At 33.8% G+C, this 19,995-nt stretch carries 14 protein-coding genes and 2 pseudogenes; all 16 read left to right on the forward strand.

The annotated features are described in order from the left end of the window. Positions 1-51 precede the first annotated feature (51 nt). The 16 genes and pseudogenes from MHH59_RS12240 (at position 52) to bglA (ending at position 19,712) form a co-directional block, all read left to right on the forward strand. Positions 52-315: a hypothetical protein gene (locus MHH59_RS12240; protein WP_016126970.1), complete on the forward strand. Its 264-nt coding sequence runs from the start codon at positions 52-54 to the stop codon at positions 313-315. A gap of 411 nt (positions 316-726) precedes the next feature. Beyond that, positions 727-1,593, forward strand: a pseudogene (locus tag MHH59_RS12245) (serine hydrolase). A gap of 424 nt (positions 1,594-2,017) precedes the next feature. After that, positions 2,018-4,267 carry a transglycosylase domain-containing protein gene (locus MHH59_RS12250; RefSeq protein ID WP_340851272.1) on the forward strand — a complete coding sequence of 750 codons (2,250 nt, stop codon included), beginning with the start codon at positions 2,018-2,020 and terminating at the stop codon, positions 4,265-4,267. Positions 4,268-5,402: 1,135 nt separating this feature from the next. Further along, on the forward strand, positions 5,403-6,089 hold the full coding sequence (locus MHH59_RS12255; protein WP_002147746.1) for a response regulator transcription factor: 687 nt from the start codon (positions 5,403-5,405) through the stop codon (positions 6,087-6,089). Continuing rightward, complete coding sequence (locus MHH59_RS12260) at positions 6,086-7,162, forward strand: sensor histidine kinase (protein WP_016126974.1); 1,077 nt, start codon at positions 6,086-6,088, stop codon at positions 7,160-7,162. The genes MHH59_RS12255 and MHH59_RS12260 overlap by 4 nt, the downstream gene beginning before the upstream one ends. A gap of 207 nt (positions 7,163-7,369) precedes the next feature. Then, positions 7,370-8,473 carry an efflux RND transporter periplasmic adaptor subunit gene (locus MHH59_RS12265; RefSeq protein ID WP_340851275.1) on the forward strand — a complete coding sequence of 368 codons (1,104 nt, stop codon included), beginning with the start codon at positions 7,370-7,372 and terminating at the stop codon, positions 8,471-8,473. Beyond that, complete coding sequence (locus MHH59_RS12270) at positions 8,470-9,144, forward strand: ABC transporter ATP-binding protein (protein ID WP_016126976.1); 675 nt, start codon at positions 8,470-8,472, stop codon at positions 9,142-9,144. The genes MHH59_RS12265 and MHH59_RS12270 overlap by 4 nt, the downstream gene beginning before the upstream one ends. A 26-nt stretch (positions 9,145-9,170) precedes the next feature. Next, complete coding sequence (locus tag MHH59_RS12275; protein WP_003193210.1) at positions 9,171-10,322, forward strand: ABC transporter permease; 1,152 nt, start codon at positions 9,171-9,173, stop codon at positions 10,320-10,322. Between the two features lie 160 nt (positions 10,323-10,482). After that, entirely contained in the window at positions 10,483-11,070 is a 588-nt protein-coding gene (locus tag MHH59_RS12280) for a class I SAM-dependent methyltransferase (RefSeq protein ID WP_003193211.1), read from the forward strand. Next, positions 11,060-11,746, forward strand: a complete 687-nt coding sequence (locus tag MHH59_RS12285; protein ID WP_016126979.1) for a response regulator transcription factor — start codon at positions 11,060-11,062, stop codon at positions 11,744-11,746. Before MHH59_RS12280 ends, MHH59_RS12285 begins: the two co-directional genes overlap by 11 nt. After that, positions 11,743-12,822: a HAMP domain-containing sensor histidine kinase gene (locus tag MHH59_RS12290; RefSeq protein WP_016126980.1), complete on the forward strand. Its 1,080-nt coding sequence runs from the start codon at positions 11,743-11,745 to the stop codon at positions 12,820-12,822. The genes MHH59_RS12285 and MHH59_RS12290 overlap by 4 nt, the downstream gene beginning before the upstream one ends. A gap of 256 nt (positions 12,823-13,078) precedes the next feature. Beyond that, on the forward strand, positions 13,079-13,840 hold the full coding sequence (locus MHH59_RS12295; protein WP_016126981.1) for an ABC transporter ATP-binding protein: 762 nt from the start codon (positions 13,079-13,081) through the stop codon (positions 13,838-13,840). 16 nt (positions 13,841-13,856) lie between these two features. Next, complete coding sequence (locus tag MHH59_RS12300) at positions 13,857-15,686, forward strand: ABC transporter permease (protein WP_340851282.1); 1,830 nt, start codon at positions 13,857-13,859, stop codon at positions 15,684-15,686. Positions 15,687-15,837: 151 nt separating this feature from the next. Next, on the forward strand, positions 15,838-16,077 hold the full coding sequence (locus tag MHH59_RS12305; protein ID WP_233156266.1) for an NUDIX domain-containing protein: 240 nt from the start codon (positions 15,838-15,840) through the stop codon (positions 16,075-16,077). Between the two features lie 296 nt (positions 16,078-16,373). Then, positions 16,374-18,253: pseudogene (locus MHH59_RS12310) on the forward strand (beta-glucoside-specific PTS transporter subunit IIABC). Positions 18,254-18,266: 13 nt separating this feature from the next. Next, complete coding sequence (bglA, locus tag MHH59_RS12315) at positions 18,267-19,712, forward strand: 6-phospho-beta-glucosidase BglA (protein WP_016126986.1); 1,446 nt, start codon at positions 18,267-18,269, stop codon at positions 19,710-19,712. Positions 19,713-19,995: the final 283 nt, after the last annotated feature.

A 19,995-nucleotide genomic window follows, 5' to 3' on the forward strand; every position in this document is an offset into this window, starting at 1 on the left:
GACAGCTATCAAAAGGATTGTATTGGCAATCCAGGTGTAAAGGATAAAGGTATGTTTTACTTAACTGATGCAACAGAAAAGGCCTTTGAAACCGCTCTGGCTAATCATGATAAGCCAGAAGGAACAGTAGTTTTTGAAGCGCTTCTAGAAGGGAAATCCCCTATTTCTTTAACTATAAACATAAATATTAATAGAGTTGGGAAAACAGAAGGAAATTGGATAAAAATTAGTAGAAATCATAAGACAATATCCGTATCTTATACTTTCAAAATAACATACCTTAGTATCCTACTATCAACATCTAAATATTTGTGAAGAATATCAGCATGATAACTGTATTTAAGAATTACAATTATCTATAACTATAATTACATATTGGGTTCCACCATAACGTATCAAGTTAAAAAACTAATTAGCCCCAAAAACGAAAAAAGTGATCTGACTTCTCAAAGTAACTACCTTTAGAGAAAGAAAATTTTCGTTTAGGGGGTACTTTAAAATCTTAGCTTAATGGCGATATTGCCGTACCCCTATTACCATTTCTGTTCCGTTACTATACAAACCAAAGATTTTATTTTATCTTAAATTTAATTTATTTGTAAATGTGGAACAAATTTATTACTTAGATTGTCTATTAAGTGTAATCCTAAAAACTTAGTGCCCAAACTTGATACACTGAATCTGGTTTGACATCTATTTTAAGTACTGCAAAATACGAAAGGACTGATTATCTTGAAAAGTACAAGGATGTTAAAAATAGGGATGTGTGTTGGAATACTAAGTTTAAGTCTTGCAAGTGTAAAACTTTTTACAGGTGAACCATTGTAGGTGGAAGCAAAAGAAAAAGTAGAGAAAACTAAACATACAAATCATGCGGCTCATTGAGAATTCGCACAACTCGAGAAAAAGTTTGACGCTCGACTGGGTGTCTATGAAATCGACACCAGTACAAACGGGGCAGTTACTTATCGATCACCTAATGAACGGTTTGTTTACGCATCTACCTTTAAGGCTCTGGTTACAGGGGTATTGTTACTACAATATCCAATTGACAAATTAGACGAAGTTATCACTTATACAAAAGATGATTTAGTAGAGTATTTACCAATTACAGAGAAACATGTGGATAGCGGTATGACTCTTGGGAAAATTGCGGAGGCTGCTATTCGTTACAGTGATAACACTGCGGGGAACACTTTATTCAAGAAATTAGACGGACCTAAAGGATTTGAACGAAGCTATTCCGGGAGACATTTGTGATACAAGTACAGCAAAAACACTTGCTACCAATCTTAAGGCTTTCACGGTCAGAGATGCACTCCAAACTGATAAACGTAAAATCCCTACGGATTGGATGCGTGGAAACGCTACAGGAGACGAACTCATCCATGCTGGTGTACCAAAAGATTGGGAAGTCGATGATAAATCTGGAGCCGGAAGCTACGGAACACCTAATGATATTGCCATCGTTTAGCCACCGAATAGAGAACCAGAGAACCGATTATCATTGCAATTCTGTCCAGTCAAGATGTTATATATGATACTGAGCTAATCGCGCAGACTGCCAAGGTTACAATAGATGCTCTCAAGTGAGGGTATTGATTTTACCTTTGCTTTCTGATTCCCTATATTCCATACCATCTATAGGATAAAATTAGAAGTCGATTCTTTTTTACATCAAAAGAATCGTTTTTTACATTCTTTTCATTATGATTATGCTAACAAGAACCATTAAATTAGACGAGTAATTCAAGAACTCACTATTACAAACATTAGATATAGTACAAAGAGGTGAGGAACAGCTCACAATTCCCTTACTTTAAAGGGCAGCATTATTATAAAGAATAGATATGAAACTATTTTGTTCAAGAGTTAATCTAAGTTTTATAATCTGCTGATTAGAAAAATATTTACTAATCTCGATTACCATACTTTTTTAATATAAGTATATTTCTAAAGGTGACCTCAATAGTTTTAAGTAAATCAACGGGAGAATTGAAAGGCAGGAGAAAGTAACATGTCAGAAAATTATCGTTCTCGAGAGGAGCGACGACAAGTTAAAAAGAAAAAACAACCAACTTCTAAAAAACAAAAACAACAAGGTAAAACATTGTTTCTTCGCAAATTTTTAATCAGTTGCTTACTACTTGGTATTGTAGGGTTAGTCGCAGGAGTTGCTACTTTTTTCGTTATGATCAAGGATGCACCAAAACTTGAGAAAGCAAAACTTGTTAATCCGTTATCCTCAAAAATTTATGATAAAGATGGAAAATTGATATATGAATATGGGAAAGAAAAACGAACGAATATTATGTATGATCAAATTCCTAAATTAGTAGAAAATGCGTTTTTAGCGACAGAAGATGCACGTTTTTACGAGCACAGTGGCGTAGACTTTAAAGGTACTGCACGTGCAGTTTTAGTCAGCCTAAAAGGTGATTACGGCTCTCAAGGTGGAAGTACGATTACTCAGCAAGTTATTAAAAATTACTTCTTATCGATGGAAAAAACGTCAAAGCGAAAGGCGCAAGAAATATTTTTAGCGTATAAGCTAGAACAACAGTATTCAAAACATGAAATTTTAGAAATGTATTTAAATAAAGTTTACTTAGGCAACCGTTCATACGGAATCGCAACAGCAGTACAAAATTACTATGGTAAGGAATTGAAAGATTTAACACTACCAGAAGTTGCGATGCTTGCTGGTTTAATGAAAGCACCTAATAACTATGATCCAACAAAAGAAAAAAATATCAAAAAAGCAACAGAAAGAAGAAATGTTGTACTTGAATTAATGAATCGACATGGTTATATTACAAAAAAAGAAATGGAAGAAGCATCAAAAGTTCCAGTAACAGAAGGACTTAAGAAAGCAACTGAACAAAAAGAAATGCCATATCCTGCGTTTATGGATGCGGTTGTGAAAGAGGTTGAAAAAGAGTTGCCAGATGCTAATATTGGATCTGACGGCTTAGAAATTTATACTACATTAGACCAAAAGGCACAGGATTTTGCGGACAAGCTTTTAAATGAAAACATTATAAATTATCCAAATGAGAAATTCCAAGGGGCTTTCACATTTATGGATACGAAAACAGGAGAAATTCGTGCAATTGGTAGCGGGCGTGGTGAAAATAAAGCTGTATTTAAAGGACATAATATAGCGATTGAATTAAATCGTTCAGCAGGTTCAACGATGAAACCAATTTTTGATTACGCTCCTGCAATTGAATATTTAAAATGGGCTACTTACCATCAAATTGACGACTCTCCATTTAAGTATTCAACAGGACAAGAAGTTAGAAATGCAGATAGAAAGCATTTAGGACCAATTACAATGCGTGATGCATTGAAAACGTCCCGAAATATCCCGGCAATTAAAACTGCAAAAGAAGTAGGAATGAATAAATCAAAAGCTTTCTCTGAAAAGCTAGGTATTACATTTAATGTAGCACCGACCGAATCAACAGCGATAGGTACAAATGAAGCGTCACCAACTGAAATTGCAGGTGCCTATGCGGCATTTGGTAATGATGGTAAGTATACGAAGCCACATTTTGTTAAGAGAGTCGTTTATTCAGATGGTAAATCAAAAAGCTTTGAGCAAAAGCCCAAACGAGTTATGAAGGATTCTACAGCATATATGATTACTGATATGCTTCGTACTTTTGTTTCTTCTGGGTTGGGTACAGCAGCTAATATAGGTTCTTTAGATGTAGCGGGTAAAACAGGGACAACAAACTATTCTTTAGAACAAATAGCACAATATAATCTACCAGAAAGTGCAACTCGTGATAGTTGGTTTGCTGGTTATACACCACAATATACGATGGCAGTATGGACTGGATATATTAAAGATAGTAAAGACGATTATATTAGTAGTAAAAATACGAAAATTGCTCAGTTAATTTTTAAAGAAATGATGAGTAAGTTTGCTACAGATAAGTCGCAATTTAAAATGCCGAACAGTGTAGTTCAAGAAGGTAGCGAATTACGTATTAAAGGTGAGAAACGTGATTCTTCCTCAAATATGACTGAACAGCCAAGTAATAATAATCAAAATAAGCAACAAGAAAAGCAAAAGAAACCAGAAGAGCAAAAGCAAAGTGAGCTAAACAATAGTAGAAGCGAAGGAAATACAACATCGCCAAACAACGGTAGTGGTCAAGGAAATACAGCGCCGCCAAACAATGGGGATGGTCGTGGAACGCCAACGCAACCAAGTTATGATGGGAATACAGGAGAAGATCCAGCAACTAATGGTTAATAAGTAATATAAAGAAATTGTTGATTCTGTTGCAAATTTTATAACCAGCATAAACAGGTTGATAAATGAGAAACAATGTTTAGGAAGTAGCTAGTAATTGTTGAGATTCATTGTACGCTGAAAAGGCGGAGTCTCTTTGTAAAGCGCCCCAAAATTTCTATTCATTATTGACTACTTGATAAATAGATTATGTTTCCATTTTAAAGAGTAGGCAAAGTTTTTTAATGCTTGTTATTAGTTTTGTATGAAGTTAACTTCGGATAATTGATTATTGTATTCTTCTAATTGGATTAGATATTCATAATCCTTTTGCAACAACGAAATTTCGTTTTTTTAGTGTACGATGAATTACATCAATTACTAACGATCGCATAAAATCCATCTGCAATCATACCAACTTTTTATCTGCTAAGAAAATTTGCACCAGTCTCCTTTTGGGCTAGCGTATATATCTTACTAAATTTACGAATTTCTTTACGATATTATTTAATGTAATGCCTACCCCAGAATCTTCTATAAATTACTATGGACTCCCTCTTGGATTATTGGAAGTTGAATCTAATACTTTACTTTATTTTTTAGGTGTTATTAATAAATATTATTACAATGAGAAGCTAATAGTGGACATTTCAAGAGTGACTATATATTTTTAAGACAAACTGCTGTAGAAAGATTAAGAATTCTTAAGAACTTTTGCCCCTTTTTCTTAAGGGTTGGATTCTAGAGTATGAGTAAGAATTCTTACCAGTGGGGTGATTAAGTATGAATACAATTCACTTTCTTATTTCTGTATATAATGAGCCAAAAATCAGTTGGTGCAGCCCTTCCAAGTTTAAGGTTTATTGGAGATAAAATGATTGAAGGAATTGATTTGAAGAAAGTAAATTACATTGTCAAATATGGGCCAAGCACACGTGTATTAAAAGGGAAATTAATTATAAGAAGAAGGAATCTTATGAATTGTAATATGGCTTAGCAGTATATATTGAACAATATATTAGGGGATTGATATCACTATATTCATTATGTTATTTCTTGTTTTCCGTTTGCAAGTTAACAATAAAGAGACGATAGACATGTCTCACCTGCAAATGTCTTTAATTGTTCAATATTAGAAAAAAAGTGGAGGAATAATATGGAGTCAAAAATTCTTATTGTTGATGATGATAAAGAGATTAGAAATCTTATCTCTGTTTATTTGGAAAATGAAGGTCTGAAAACTCAAAAGGCTGAAGATGCTATTGAAGCTTTACAACTGTTAGAAGAAAAGGAGTTTGATCTTATTATTTTAGATATTATGATGCCTAATATGGATGGTATTGAAGCGTGTATGAAGATTAGGGAAGACCGCAATATGCCTATCATTATGCTATCTGCAAAATCTGAGGATATAGACAAAATTCAGGGTCTAGCCTCTGGTGCAGACGATTATTTAACAAAACCGTTTAATCCATTGGAATTAATCGCTAGGGTAAAATCCCAATTAAGAAGGTTTAAAAAATACAATACGTCAATAAATCATAATAAAAGCATCCTAGAAATTGGCGATTTAACCGTGAATACAGATACACGTCAAGTATGGGTAAGGGGAAAGGAAACAAGGCTAACTCCAAAAGAGTTTGATATTCTCGAACTACTTGCCCGTAACAAAGGGATTGTCCTGAGTGTTGCAAAAATATATGAAGCAGTTTGGAAAGAGGTTTTTTATAAATCAGATAATACCGTCATGGTGCATATTACAAAAATAAGAGACAAAATTGAAGAGGATTCTAAACATCCCATTTATATTAAAACTGTTTGGGGAATTGGGTATAAAATATGAAGAATGTTAGTTTTAGAAATAGGATCATTATAAAACTTCTTGGTGCTGTTGCAGTTAGTTTTTTTGTTTCATTTGGTTTAACAATCCTCATTTTGGTATACGTCATAGATCCATTATTTATAAAACACGAAGATTTTGGCATGTTTGAATTCAGATTCGCAATGTTGCTCTTATTCACGTTCGCAATCTTTAACTTTATAGTAATTTTTTTGATATTGGTTCGAAAGAAAATAGTATATTTGAAGCTCATTTCTGATAATGTGAATGATATTGCCAATGGAAAACTGGGTTTGACTATTGGGATTAACGGGAAGGACGAATTAACCCAACTTGCTCAAAATATCAACTATATGTCCAAGAAATTGGAAAATACATTTGAACAGGAAAGACGATTAGAACGTACAAAAAATGAACTTATAACCAATGTATCTCATGATTTACGCACACCGTTAACATCTATTATTGGCTATATAGATTTATTAAAAAGAGGGCAATACAACAGTAAAACACAATTACAGGAATACCTTGAAACCACGTATTCAAAGTCACAGAGACTGAAATATTTAATTGATGAGTTGTTTGAATATACTCGTTTATCAGGCATAGATGCTAAGTTAAATCTTAATGAAGTTGATTTATCAAGTTTGTTGGAGCAAATAGTTGGAGAATACATTCCTATATTTGAAAAGGAAAGCTTAATCGTTCAAAAATCAATCACACAAGAAACAATACCTATCTTCATAGATGTAGAAAAAATGGTACGTGTATATGAAAATCTCTTTATGAATGCGATAAAGTACAGCATAAAACCATCCGAATTATCCGTATGTCTTGAATTAATGGATAACAAAGCAATTTTGAAAGTGTCAAATACAGTCGAGAAACCGCCTGTTAGCGATCCAAATAAATTGTTTGAAAGGTTTTTCAGGGGGGACAAGGCAAGAAAAGATGACCAGGGAAATGGTCTGGGGCTTGCTATCTCAAAAAGAATCGTTGAGCTTCATAATGGCAATATACATGCAGAATATAAAGACGACTGGATGTCCTTTATTGTTGAACATCCAATTAAATAGAATGGCTTATGGAATTATAGGTTCCATAAGCTTTTTTTATAAAACTTAAGAATTCTTAAGAATTTTACGGGGTGTTTCCTAATTTTCATAGTTTATCATGTATGTATTGAAAGCGATGAGGAGAGTGAAGAAATTAAAAAAGAAAATTTTCTTTGTAGCTTTCAGGTGGATACATAGTGACAATCTCATTGAAAAGGTGATAAATAGATGAAGAAGAAAAATAAAGTGTTAATTACTAGTGTAGTAGCAATTGGAATTGCTGCTGGATCATATTTTGCATTTGCTGGCGGCGGTTCGGAAGTAGCAATGGAATATAGCGGTTATAAAGTTATAGAAAAACAAATTGAAAATGCACAAAAATTTGGCGGTGAAGTTATTCCAAATGGAATTGAAACAATTTCATTCGATCCAACAAAAGGTACGTATGAATCAGCTGTTAAAAAAGGCGATGAAGTGAAAAAAGGTCAGCTTCTGTTTAAATATAATGCCCCTACTGCTAAACAAGGTGTAACGGAAGCAGAAATGCAAAAGAAAATCGCACAAAAAGAAGTAACATTGTATCAAAAACAACTTGATGCAGCGAAACAAAAATTACAAAAAGATAAAAATGCTGGTCTTCCTAAGGAAGCATTAAAAGCATCGGAAATCGAAGTGCAACAATTAGAATCACAACTTGAAATGAAAAAATTTGAAGTTGAAAAATCTGATGAAATGATTAAAGAAGCAAAAGAGAAAGTAAACACACTTTCTGTAACGAGTCCTGCTGATGGTGTAATTGATGATATCGTAAAAACTGCTGATGAAAAAACAGGTATGAGTGGCATTACACTTCGTCACGCTGGTCCATTTAAAGTAAAAGGTCAACTTTCTGAACATGAACTTGCTAGCATGAAAGTTGGGCAAGAAGTAACTGTCTCATCAAAAACTGTCACTGGTAAGAATTGGATAGGGAAAGTAACAGAAATCGGTTCTACACCATTAAAGAGTATGGACGAAAATAAAACTGTTTCTAATTATCAATTCACTGTCACATTAGATAATAGTGAAGAATTACAAAACGGCTTCCATGTATACGTAACGAGTAAATCTGGCGAAGCAACTGGTACGATTGTTCCGAAAAGCAGCATTGTGAAAAAAGGTGACAAAAATGTTGTCTTCGTTGTAAAAGACAGTAAAGCGAAAGAACAAGCGATTACTGTTGAATTCGAGACAGATAGCGAAGCAAAAGTTTCTGGAGTGAAAAAAGGAGAACAAATTATCTCTAAACCTGAAAAAGATTTAAAAGATGGTATGGAGGTTGTCGTTGAATGATTAATTTAAAAGGCATCACGAAATCCTTCCAAAATGGTGCAGAAGCCGTTCAAATATTACACGGAATTGACGTAACTCTGAACCAAGGAGAATTCACTTCTATTATGGGACCGTCTGGTTCTGGTAAATCAACATTAATGAACATTATCGGTTGCTTAGATAAACCAACGACAGGTACGTACGAACTAGCTGGTCAAAATATTTCAAACATGTCTGAAACAGAACTTGCACATGTTCGTAATAAAGAAATCGGATTCGTATTCCAAAACTTCATGTTACTACCAAGACTTACAGCACTACAAAATATTGAATTACCTCTTATTTACGCTGGAGTCGATAAAAAAGAAAGACGTGAGCGCTCATTAGCTGCTTTAACAAAAGTAAGTTTAGCTGATCGTGCTACTCACCTGCCAAATGAATTATCAGGTGGACAAAAACAGCGTGTTGCGGTTGCTCGTGCAATCGTAAATAACCCGAAATTTATTTTAGCCGATGAACCGACAGGTGCACTTGATACGAAAACAAGTACACAAATTATGGACCTCTTTTATGAATTAAACAAGCAAGGCTCAACAATCATTATGATTACCCACGATCGTGAAATCGGTGAAGCGGCTGCCCGCCAAATTGTAATTCGTGACGGAAATATCGTCCAAGATTGGAGAGGTTAATTTTGAACACGAGTGAAACTATACGCATGGCCCTTTCCTCTATCTTTGCTCATAAAATGCGTTCTATCTTAACGATGCTAGGAATTATTATCAGTATTAGCGCCATCATTACCATCATTTCAATGGGTGATGGTACAAACGCAAAGTTTAAAAAAGAATTAGGGCAAGGAAAAGATACGGAAGTAACCATTTACTATAACAACCCCGATTATGGAACAGATAGTGCCAAAATCACAACTGATATGCTCAAACGTCTTCAAACTGTGCCAGGCGTTAAAGATGTTGATCCAGATGTGAGTATGAAAGTAAAAGCATCTTCTGGTTCAAAAGATGTCTCTCTTAATCTAAAAGGTGGAACAGTCGCCTTTATGACAGATGCGAAAATAAAATTAGTTCACGGTCGGGAATTAAACGATAGTGAACTAAAACAAGCAATCTCTGCAGTTATTTTAAATGAAGAAACTTTCAACAAATTATTTAATGGTTGGGAACCAAATCTATATACAGACATAAAAGGAAAACCGTATAAAGTAGTCGGTGTTTATGAAGCAAAAAATGATTCCGGAATGGCTATGTCAGCAGGTTATACATCACTTGAAAATGCTCCTGTCATTTCAGGAGTAACTGAGTATGACTCTGTAAAATTAACACTAACTTCACCAACAGAACGTAAAAGTGTAGAAAAACAAGCTGTTTCTATTTTGAACGAGATGAAAGCTCCTAAATTTGAGCATAAATTTAAAGCTCAAGATATGGGTGAATTTACGAAGCAATTAGACGAATCAATCGGTATGATGAAAATGGTATTCGGTGGTATCGCTGCTATCTCCTTACTTGTTGGTGGTATCGGTGTAATGAATATTATGCTTGTATCCGTAACAGAACGTACACGTGAGATCGGTATTCGTAAAGCACTTGGTGCAACACGCGGTAAAGTATTAACACAATTCTTAATTGAATCTTGTATTTTGACTGGACTAGGTGGTTTCATCGGATTCATGCTCGGTATTTTCTTCGCTTGGATCGTCTCAATCTTTGCCGGATGGCCTCTCGTTGTCTCAACAGAACTTGGACTTCTTGCAGTAGGCATTTCAATGCTAATCGGTATTGCATTTGGTTTACTACCAGCTAACAAAGCTGCAAAACTTGATCCAATTGAATGTTTACGATATGAGTAAAAAAACGTAGGAGTGTAAACTCCTGCATTTTTTCTGTTGAAGCCGAGAAATTTTAACAGTTTTTTTAAATCTTAAGGATTCTTAAGGATTTTCACTCCAGTTTCTTCATGTTTGGATTTTAAACTATGGTTGTAAAGTTAATCTATTGGAGTGACTAAATATGAAGCATTTGTCTTTTTTATCTCAATGTATAACTAATCCAAGAAACGTTGGTGCAGTACTTCCAAGTTCAAAGTTTCTCGCAGAAAAAATGATGGAAAACATTAATTTTGAGAACGCTAAATATATTATTGAATATGGGCCAGGTACGGGTGTATTCACTGAGAAATTACTTAAAAAACGAAATTCGAATACCACTCTTATGCTAGTGGAAAATAATAGAGAGTTTTATTTAATGTTGAAAGAAAAATTTAAAAAAGAGAAAAATTTATTCATTGTATGGGGGTCTGCGGAAAATATCGACGAGTATCTAAAAAACTTCTCTATTCCTTATGCAGACTATATTGTTTCTGGTCTTCCTTTTGCTAGTTTGCCCCAAAATGTTTCAGATGAAATTTTATTAACTACCACAAAAATTTTAAAGAAAGATGGGGTATTTATTACTTTTCAATATACAAAATTTAAAAAGAAGTTCCTTAATCAGTTTTTTGATACAATAGATGAGAAATGGGAGCCTAGAAACGTACCACCTGCTTTTGTTTTTAGCTGTTCAACACCAAAAAATAAGGGAGAAAAATATGGAAGCTAAAATTCTTATTGTTGATGATGATAAAGAAATCAGAAATCTTATTTCTATTTATTTGGAAAATGAAGGTTTGCAAACTCAAAAGGTTGAAGATGCTATTGAGGCCTTAAAACAGTTGGAAGAAAAAGAGTTTGATCTCATTATTTTGGATATTATGATGCCTAACATGGATGGAATTAAAGCATGTATGAAGATTAGGGAAGAACGAACTATTCCCATTATCATGCTTTCTGCAAAATCCGAAGATATGGATAAAATTCAGGGGCTTACTTCTGGTGCCGATGATTATTTGTCAAAACCGTTTAACCCATTAGAATTAATTGCTAGAGTAAAATCTCAATTAAGAAGATATACAAAATATAATACTGAAACGAACAAGAATAAAAATATTATTGAAATTGGTAATTTGACCTTGAATACAGATGCACGTCAAGTATGGGTAAGGGGAAAGGAAACCAGGCTTACTCCTAAAGAATTCGATATACTTGAACTTCTTGCTCGTAACAAAGGGATGGTCTTAAGCATTGAAAAAATATATGAAGCTGTTTGGAAGGAGAATTTTTACAAATCGGATAATAATGTAATGGTACACATTACAAGAATTAGAGATAAAATAGAAGAAGATTCCAAACATCCCATCTACATTAAAACAGTATGGGGAGTAGGATATAAAATATGAGGATGTTTAAACTTAGAAATAAGTTAGTTGCAAAACTTCTTATTGCGGTAGCAATTAGTTTTTTTGTTTCACTTGGTGCGATATTTCTCTTCAGTAAATTGCTTTATCATCTATCCGTAAAAAATTATCTGCCCGAAGTTACTCTAGTTACAGGTTATATTTATACGCTAATTTTGTTTTCAATCATAATCTTTATCTTTATTGCAGTATTTTTGTTAATGGTGCGGAAAAAATTATTATATTTGAAACTTATTACCGAGAGCGTTCACCATATTGCTAATGGAAAACTTGGTTTAACAATCAGAATAGAAAGTAGGGACGAATTGACCCAACTTGCTCAAAATATTAATTATATGTCCAAGGAATTGGAGAATACATTTGAACAGGAAAGACGATTAGAACGTACAAAAAATGAACTCATTACCAACGTATCTCATGACTTACGCACACCGTTGACATCTATTATCGGATATGTAGATTTATTAAAAAGAGGGCAATACGACAGTAAAACACAATTACAGGAATACCTCGAAACCACTTATTTAAAATCACAGAGACTGAAATATCTAATTGATGAACTGTTTGAATATACCCGTTTATCAGACCTCGATGCTAAGTTAAACCTTAATGAAGTTGATTTATCAGGTTTGTTGGAGCAAATAGTTGGAGAATACATACCTATATTTGAAAAGGAAGGTTTAATCGTTCAAAAATCAATAACGGAAGAAACAATACCTATTTTCATGGATGTAGAAAAAATGGTACGTGTTTATGAAAACCTGTTTATGAATGCGATAAAGTACAGCATGAAACCATCCGAATTATCAATAAGTCTTGAACTAATAGGTAACAAAGCAATTTTAAAAGTATCAAATAAAGTCGAGAAGCCACCTGTTAGCGATCCAAATAAATTGTTTGAAAGGTTTTTCAGGGGAGATAAGGCAAGAAAAGATGACCAGGGAAATGGTCTAGGACTTGCTATCTCAAAAAGAATTGTTGAACTTCATCATGGTAATATACATGCAGAGTATAAAGACGGCTGGATGTCCTTTATTGTTGAACATCCAATCAAATAGAATGGCTTATGGAATTACAGGTTCCATAAGCTTTTTTTTTATAAAATCTTAAGAATTCTTAAGGTTTTTACGGGGTGTTTTCTAATTTTCATAGTTTATCATGTATATATTGAAAGCGATGAGGTGAGTGAAGTAGATAAAGAAGAAAGTTTTCATTTTAGCTTTAAGGTGGATGCAACATGAAAATTTTATTAAAAGTAAATAAGAATAGCAGCTTATTTTAAAGAAATGAAAAAACAAACGTAGGAGGATATATATGACAAAACCAGTTGTAGATGTGAAAAACGTCCAAAAAGTGTACGGTAAAAAAGGTGAGAATCACTCACACGCGTTAAAAGGTGTTTCATTCTCAATTCAAGAGGGTGAGTTTGTCGGAATTATGGGACCTTCTGGTTCTGGTAAAACGACATTATTAAATGTAATTTCAACGTTAGATAAAGCAACGGGCGGCGTTGTTGAAATTGCAGGAACGGATATTACGAAAATGAAACAAGGTGAGCTTTCTGATTTCCGTTCACAAAAGTTAGGGTTCATTTTCCAAGACTTTAACTTATTAGAGAACTTATCTATTTACGAAAACATCGCTCTTCCACTTTCACTTCAAGGTGTTTCATCACGAAATATTGGACCGAAAGTAGAAAAAGTAGCTGATATGTTAGGCATTTCAGCAATACTTCAAAAGTATCCATCTGAAGTATCTGGTGGACAGAAGCAACGTTCAGCAGCAGCACGTGCGTTAGTGCATGAACCAGCAATTATTTTAGGGGACGAGCCAACAGGATCGCTGGATTCTAAAAATGCAACGAGTTTACTTGATGCGATGACAAACTTAAATAAAGAGCAAGGGGTATCTATTATGATGGTTACTCATGATCCATATAGTGCAAGTTACTGTCAGCGTATTTTATTCATTCAAGATGGTGAGCTATATAAAGAAATTTATTGCGGTGGTACACGTGAAGAGTTCTATAAAGAAATTTTAGACGTGCTTGCAAACTTAGGTACACAAAAAGCGTAAGGAAGGAAGTTCAATCATGTTATTTAAGCTTTCCATGTCAGGCCTAAAAAGTAAGTTGCAAGATTACATTGTCTTACTTGTTGGTCTTATTGTCTCTATTTCAACTTTTTATATGTTTCAAACATTAGCACTCAATAAGGCGTTCCTTGAATCTAACTCTTCTATTAGGGATATTGTGTCTGTATTTAAAATTGGGTCCTTTTTGTTAGCGTTTATCACATTTTTTTATATTTTATATGCAAACTCTTTCTTATCATCTCTTCGCCAAAAAGAATTTGGTATGTATATGATGTTAGGAACAAAAAAGCATAAAGTTACCTTACTTATGTTTATCGAAACAATTATATTAGGTGCCGCATCTCTTGTGATTGGAATTACAGTTGGTGTAGGGCTCGCAGAAGGTATCGGTCAGTTACTAATGAAACAATTAGAACTTCCTGTTAGTGGTTATCAAGCATTTTACATGCCATCTATGACGGTTACTTGCATCTTTTTCTTTGCATTATTTGTACTATCAGCAAGTATAAGTAGTATTAAGCTAGCGCGTTTTTCTGTATTACAACTTGTACATGCAGATACACAAACAGAACGTGTCGCCATAAAAGGAAAAATGACAGTTGTAGTTGCAATCCTTGGTGTGATTTTATTGGGTATTGGTTATGCATCACTAATCTATATGAAATATGCAAACCCGCTAATTGGTCTGGGATTAATGGCCGTTGGATTAATCACAGCAACCGTTGGTACTTACATGTTATTTGGATCACTTCTCCCAGTTATGATTAACAAGTTAAAGAGTAATAAAAAACGTAGTGAAAAAGGCCTCAATGCTTTTACTTTTGCACAATTAAATTTCCGCATTAATGGCCTAACAAATGTGCTTGCAACAGTAGCAATCTTAGTAGCTCTTGGTGCTGGTGGAATTGCTTGTGGTATGGCATTTAAAAACAACATCCTAAAAATGACAGATCAAATGCGAATTTACGATTCAGTCATTCATAATCCAACAGCGGAAGAAAAGAAAATTTTGGGTGGTATCTTATTTCAAGAAAAACTTGAATATCATTACAAAGTTGATGATAGGTATGTTTATTATCTTAAAGAAGATTTAGAAAAAAATCGCCCTTTCTTGCAAGTTATGAAAACAGAAAAAGTTTCAGAGGGATTACCCATTGGTGCATTTTCAATAAAATGGGTTAAAGGAGAGACCGACACAAAACAATGGATCCAGGCTTTCAGAACGATCCAGCCAAATTATTTATATCCTGATTATGAAATGAAAATTGTAGATCAAAACATATACGATGGGTTGAAGGGTAAAGAAAGTACTGTGTTTATGGGGAAAACAGATGATTTTGGATCATACATAAAAGAATGGAAAAAACTTGATGAATTACAGATATCAAAATATAAAAATGTGAAAGCGGAAGAATTGGATAGTAAGTATCAAGCGTATATTGTGAGTCATGATTTTGCCAGCGGACTAATGTTTATGGGTTTTTTCGTTGGAGTTGCATTTTTAGCAATGATGGCAAGCTGCTTAATGTTTAAAATTCTATCCGGTGCATCCAAAGATAGTACACGTTATCAAATGCTTCGTAAAATCGGTGTTCGCCGAGAGTTATTAGCACAATCAATTTATAAGGAGTTATTCTTTGTATTCTTAGTCCCAGCAATTGTGGGTATTGTTCACGTATTAGTTGGTATGAACATGTTCAGAGTTCTTTTGCCTGATCCGTACAATCGTATTTGGGTACCAATTATTATTTTCGTAGTGATTTACTCGATTTACTATTTTATTACAGTTCAATTGTATAAAAGAATTGTACTTCCGAAAGAAAATTAATGTAATGATATTATTTATACGAAATATCAACATAATCTGCCCCCATTTATTGATCATTCTAAATGGGTTTGGAAATAATAAATGGACTAGCACTACAATCCATAAACGGTGTTTAATGTTCCGTATGATACTGTGTTTTTAGTAATGAGTTTTGGAATTTCCGGAAAGTATTGTTGATAGTGCCATTAGAGAAGTTAAAGAGGAAACTGATCTTGAAGTTAGCAACCTTGTTTATAAAGGACTTTATGAATATGTTAATCCGATCGTCAAAGACCGATATATGATATTTAACTATTTTACAAAAGACTTTAAGGGGGATTTACTAAAAGATTCACCAGAAGGAAAAGCTGTTTGGGTGAATATCAATGAAGCTTACAATCTTCCTATGTAGAAATCCATTCGTAGAAGATTCCCTTTGTTCTTTGAAGAAGTAACATTCGAAATTTAAGTGGAATGGGATCACGAAAAAAATCAAGAGGGACTAGTTACTATAAAGAGAACATAGACAAAACAATGCTGGCCTACACATATTAGTAATATCTAGTATGTGTAGGCCTTTTAATTTTAAGCATTTATTAATTTAGGTCTTGATAATATACGAAATTCGCGTTTTGTTGCCGTACTCCCTTATGATAAGGATTCTTTTTGTATCAAAAATCCACAAATAAAAAAAGATAGGGAGTTAGATTGTCAAAAAAAATTAGAGATTATCCTAAACTTGCAAAGGATATTTTAGAAGCTGTCGGCGGAGAAACGAATGTTATTAATGCTACACGATGTGCTACAAGGCTTAGGTTGGTACTTAAGAGATCTAATCCAAAAGCCAAAGAAAAAGTTGCAAGTTTACCCGGGATTATTGCGGCTGTAGAAAATGGTGGGCAATTTCAAGTTATTATTGGGCAACATGTAGGAGAAGTCTATGAAGAATTTGCAGGTTTAATAAACACCGATATTCCTAGTGAAACAAAAGCAGAAAAAAGAATAGTGTTAAACCGTATAATCGCAACCATTTCAGCGGTTTTTGCCCCATTTGTTTATATTTTAGCCGCAGCTGGCATTTTACAAGGTTTACTAATATTAATAAAATTACTCTCTGATAACTTTGTAGAAACTGGAACTTATCAAGTTCTAAACTTTATTTCTTGGGCGCCATTTACTTTTTTACCGATTTTTATCGCAATTACAGCATCAAAGCACTTTAAAACAAACATGTACATAGCAGTGGCGTGTTGTGTTGCATTAGTAAGTCCCTTATGGACAGAAATGGCGGCGCAAATTGTATTACTTTTCTAGGTATTTCCTTAACTGAAACAGTGTATACATCTTCAGTGTTACCACCACTATTTTTAGTGTGGACTTTGTCCTATCTTGAAAGATTTTTAAATAAGCGAATCAATGAGGTAATTAGGCCGTTATTTGTACCGCTTTTATGTATGGTAATAATGGTTCCGCTTACATTGTTGCTGATTGGACCTCTTACAACAATGGGAGCAACAGGAATTGCAAATGGTTATAATTTCTTAGCGGAAAATGTACCCGCATTAGCTGGAGCTATTATAGGAGGGTTCTGGCAAGTAATAGTTATTTTCGGTATTCATTGGGGGACTACTCCTATGGTGTTAGCAAATTTTGATTTGTATGGTAGAGATTAATTCCAAGCCTATCAAACAATTGCAGTGGTTGCACAAGTTGGTGCCGTACTGGGTGTTGTTTTAAAAGGGAAAAGTCAAGAAGTGCGCAAAGTTGGAGTTTCAGCGGGTATTACTGGACTTTTTGGTATTACAGAACCATCTATTTATGGCGTGAATTTAAGATTTAAAAAGCCATTTATATTCGGATGTATTTCAGGCACTATAGGTGCAATTACAGCTAGCTTTTTTAATCCATACTACTTTGCCTATGCGGGGTTACCAGGTCCATTAACGATTGTAAATGGTATAAATGCTGACTACCCAATGTCTATCTGGGGAATTTTATTAGGTTCTGGGGTTGCGATTATTTTACCTATCATTTTAGTTCAAATATTTGGATTCGGTGAAGATACAGCAGAAAAAATAGAAGGTGAAAACTTAACAGCAAAACAAGAACGCGAGACAAATATCCAACAGAATAATGAAGAAACAATCGGTGCTCCATTTAGTGGTAATGTTATCACACTTTCAAAAGTACCTGATGAAGTATTTAGCTCAGGTGCTATGGGGACAGGTTTAGCTGTAGATCCGTCAGATCATAAATTATATGCCCCATTTGATGGAGCAGTTGTCATGATTGCACCTACCAAACATGCGATTGGGTTACGCTCAGAATCTGATATTGAATTGCTTGTACATATTGGTTTAGATACAGTTAAATTAGCTGGAAAGCCTTTCACTATACATGTAGAAGATGGTAGAAAAATCAAAAAAGGGGATTTATTAATTGAATTTGATAAAGAATTAATTCAAACACATGGGTTAAAAACAATTACACCTATTATCATAACAAATTCGAATACTTATAAAGAAATTATTGTAGAAGATATTTCTGAAACCAAACTATATCAGAAATTATTTACAGTAGTAAAATAAGGAGGAATAAACAATGAAAACAATGCCAAAGAAATTCTTATGGGGTGGTGCTTTAGCTGCCCACCAATTCGAAGGTGGATGGAATCAAGGGAATAAAGGACCTAGTGTAGTTGATGTACTAACTGCAGGTGAACATGGAGTGCCAAGACAAATAACAGATACAGTTGAACCTAATACGTTTTATCCTAACCATGAAGCAATTGATTTTTATCATAGATATAAAGAAGATATCGCTTTATTTGGTGAAATGGGATTAAAGTGTTTAAGAACTTCTATCGGATGGAGCAGAATCTTTCCAAATGGTGATGAAACAGAGCCTAACGAAGAAGGACTACAATTCTATGATAATGTATTTGATGAATTACTTAAATATGGTATTGAGCCTATCATCACATTATCTCATTTTGAAATGCCATTGCATCTAGCCAAAGAATATGGTGGATTTAGAAACCGAAAAGTAATAGACTTCTTTGTAAAATTTGCTGAAGTTTGTTTTAAACGATATAAAAATAAAGTGAAATACTGGATGACTTTTAATGAAATCAATAACCAAATGGATGTAAATAACCCTCTATTTTTATGGACAAACTCAGGAGTGGTTGTAAAAGAAGGAGAAAATGCTAAAGAAGTAATGTATCAAGTAGGACATCATGAATTAATTGCAAGTGCATTAGCTGTAGCAAAAGGAAAAGAAATTAATTCTGATTTCCAAATTGGGGCAATGATTTCGTATATACCTATTTACCCTTATTCATCAAACCCGGAAGATGTTATGCTAGCCGAAGAATCACTAAGACTAAAATACTTCTTCCCTGATGTTCAAATTCGTGGTTACTATCCTAAATATGCGTTGAAAGAATTTGAAAGGGAAGGGTACGTTATTAATTTCGAAGAAGGTGATGAAGAGACATTAAAAAATGGTACAGTAGATTACCTAGGATTTAGTTATTATATGTCCACGACAGTAAAAAATGATGTGGAAATTAGTAGTGCAAAAGATATTGTAAACGGTGGTTTAGCTAAAAGTGTGGAAAATCCATATATTAAATCTACTGATTGGGGATGGGCAATTGATCCAACTGGATTAAGATATACATTAAATCGATTGTATGACAGATATCAAATTCCATTATTTATCGTAGAGAATGGATTTGGAGATGCGGATATTCTAGAAAAAGATGGGGCAATCCATGACCAGAAGAGAATAGAATATTTAAAATCACATATTGAAGCATTAGAAAAAGCAGTAACCTACGATGGTGTCGATTTAATTGGTTATACACCTTGGGGAATTATAGATATTGTCTCATTTACTACAGGCGAAATGAAAAAACGCTATGGGATGATTTATGTGGATCGTGATAATGAAGGTAATGGATCCATGAAACGATACAAAAAAGATTCGTTTCATTGGTATAAATATGTAATTCAAACGAATGGTGAAATTAATGTTCGATAAAAATTATTTTAGACTATTAAAGGTTCTTTTGTAAGCGTTGCTTTTTCAACGTACAATGAATTACTGCAATTACTTACAATTGCATAAAATTTAAATGTACTTCCCCTAGCTTTCTATCTGATTAAAGAAATTATGGGTTTGGATTATTTGAGCAGTGTTGTTTATAATGATATGTAGTTGTATATTTGATTATTTACAAAAGATTCGAGACCGAAGAGATGAGGGGAAATAGTTATTGGAAAATATAAGAACTTAATTATAAGATTTCCCGTTCTCGTGAAAA

This window comes from Bacillus sp. FSL E2-0195 (genome assembly GCF_038003645.1).
Classification (GTDB): Bacteria; Bacillota; Bacilli; order Bacillales; family Bacillaceae_G; genus Bacillus_A; species Bacillus_A mycoides.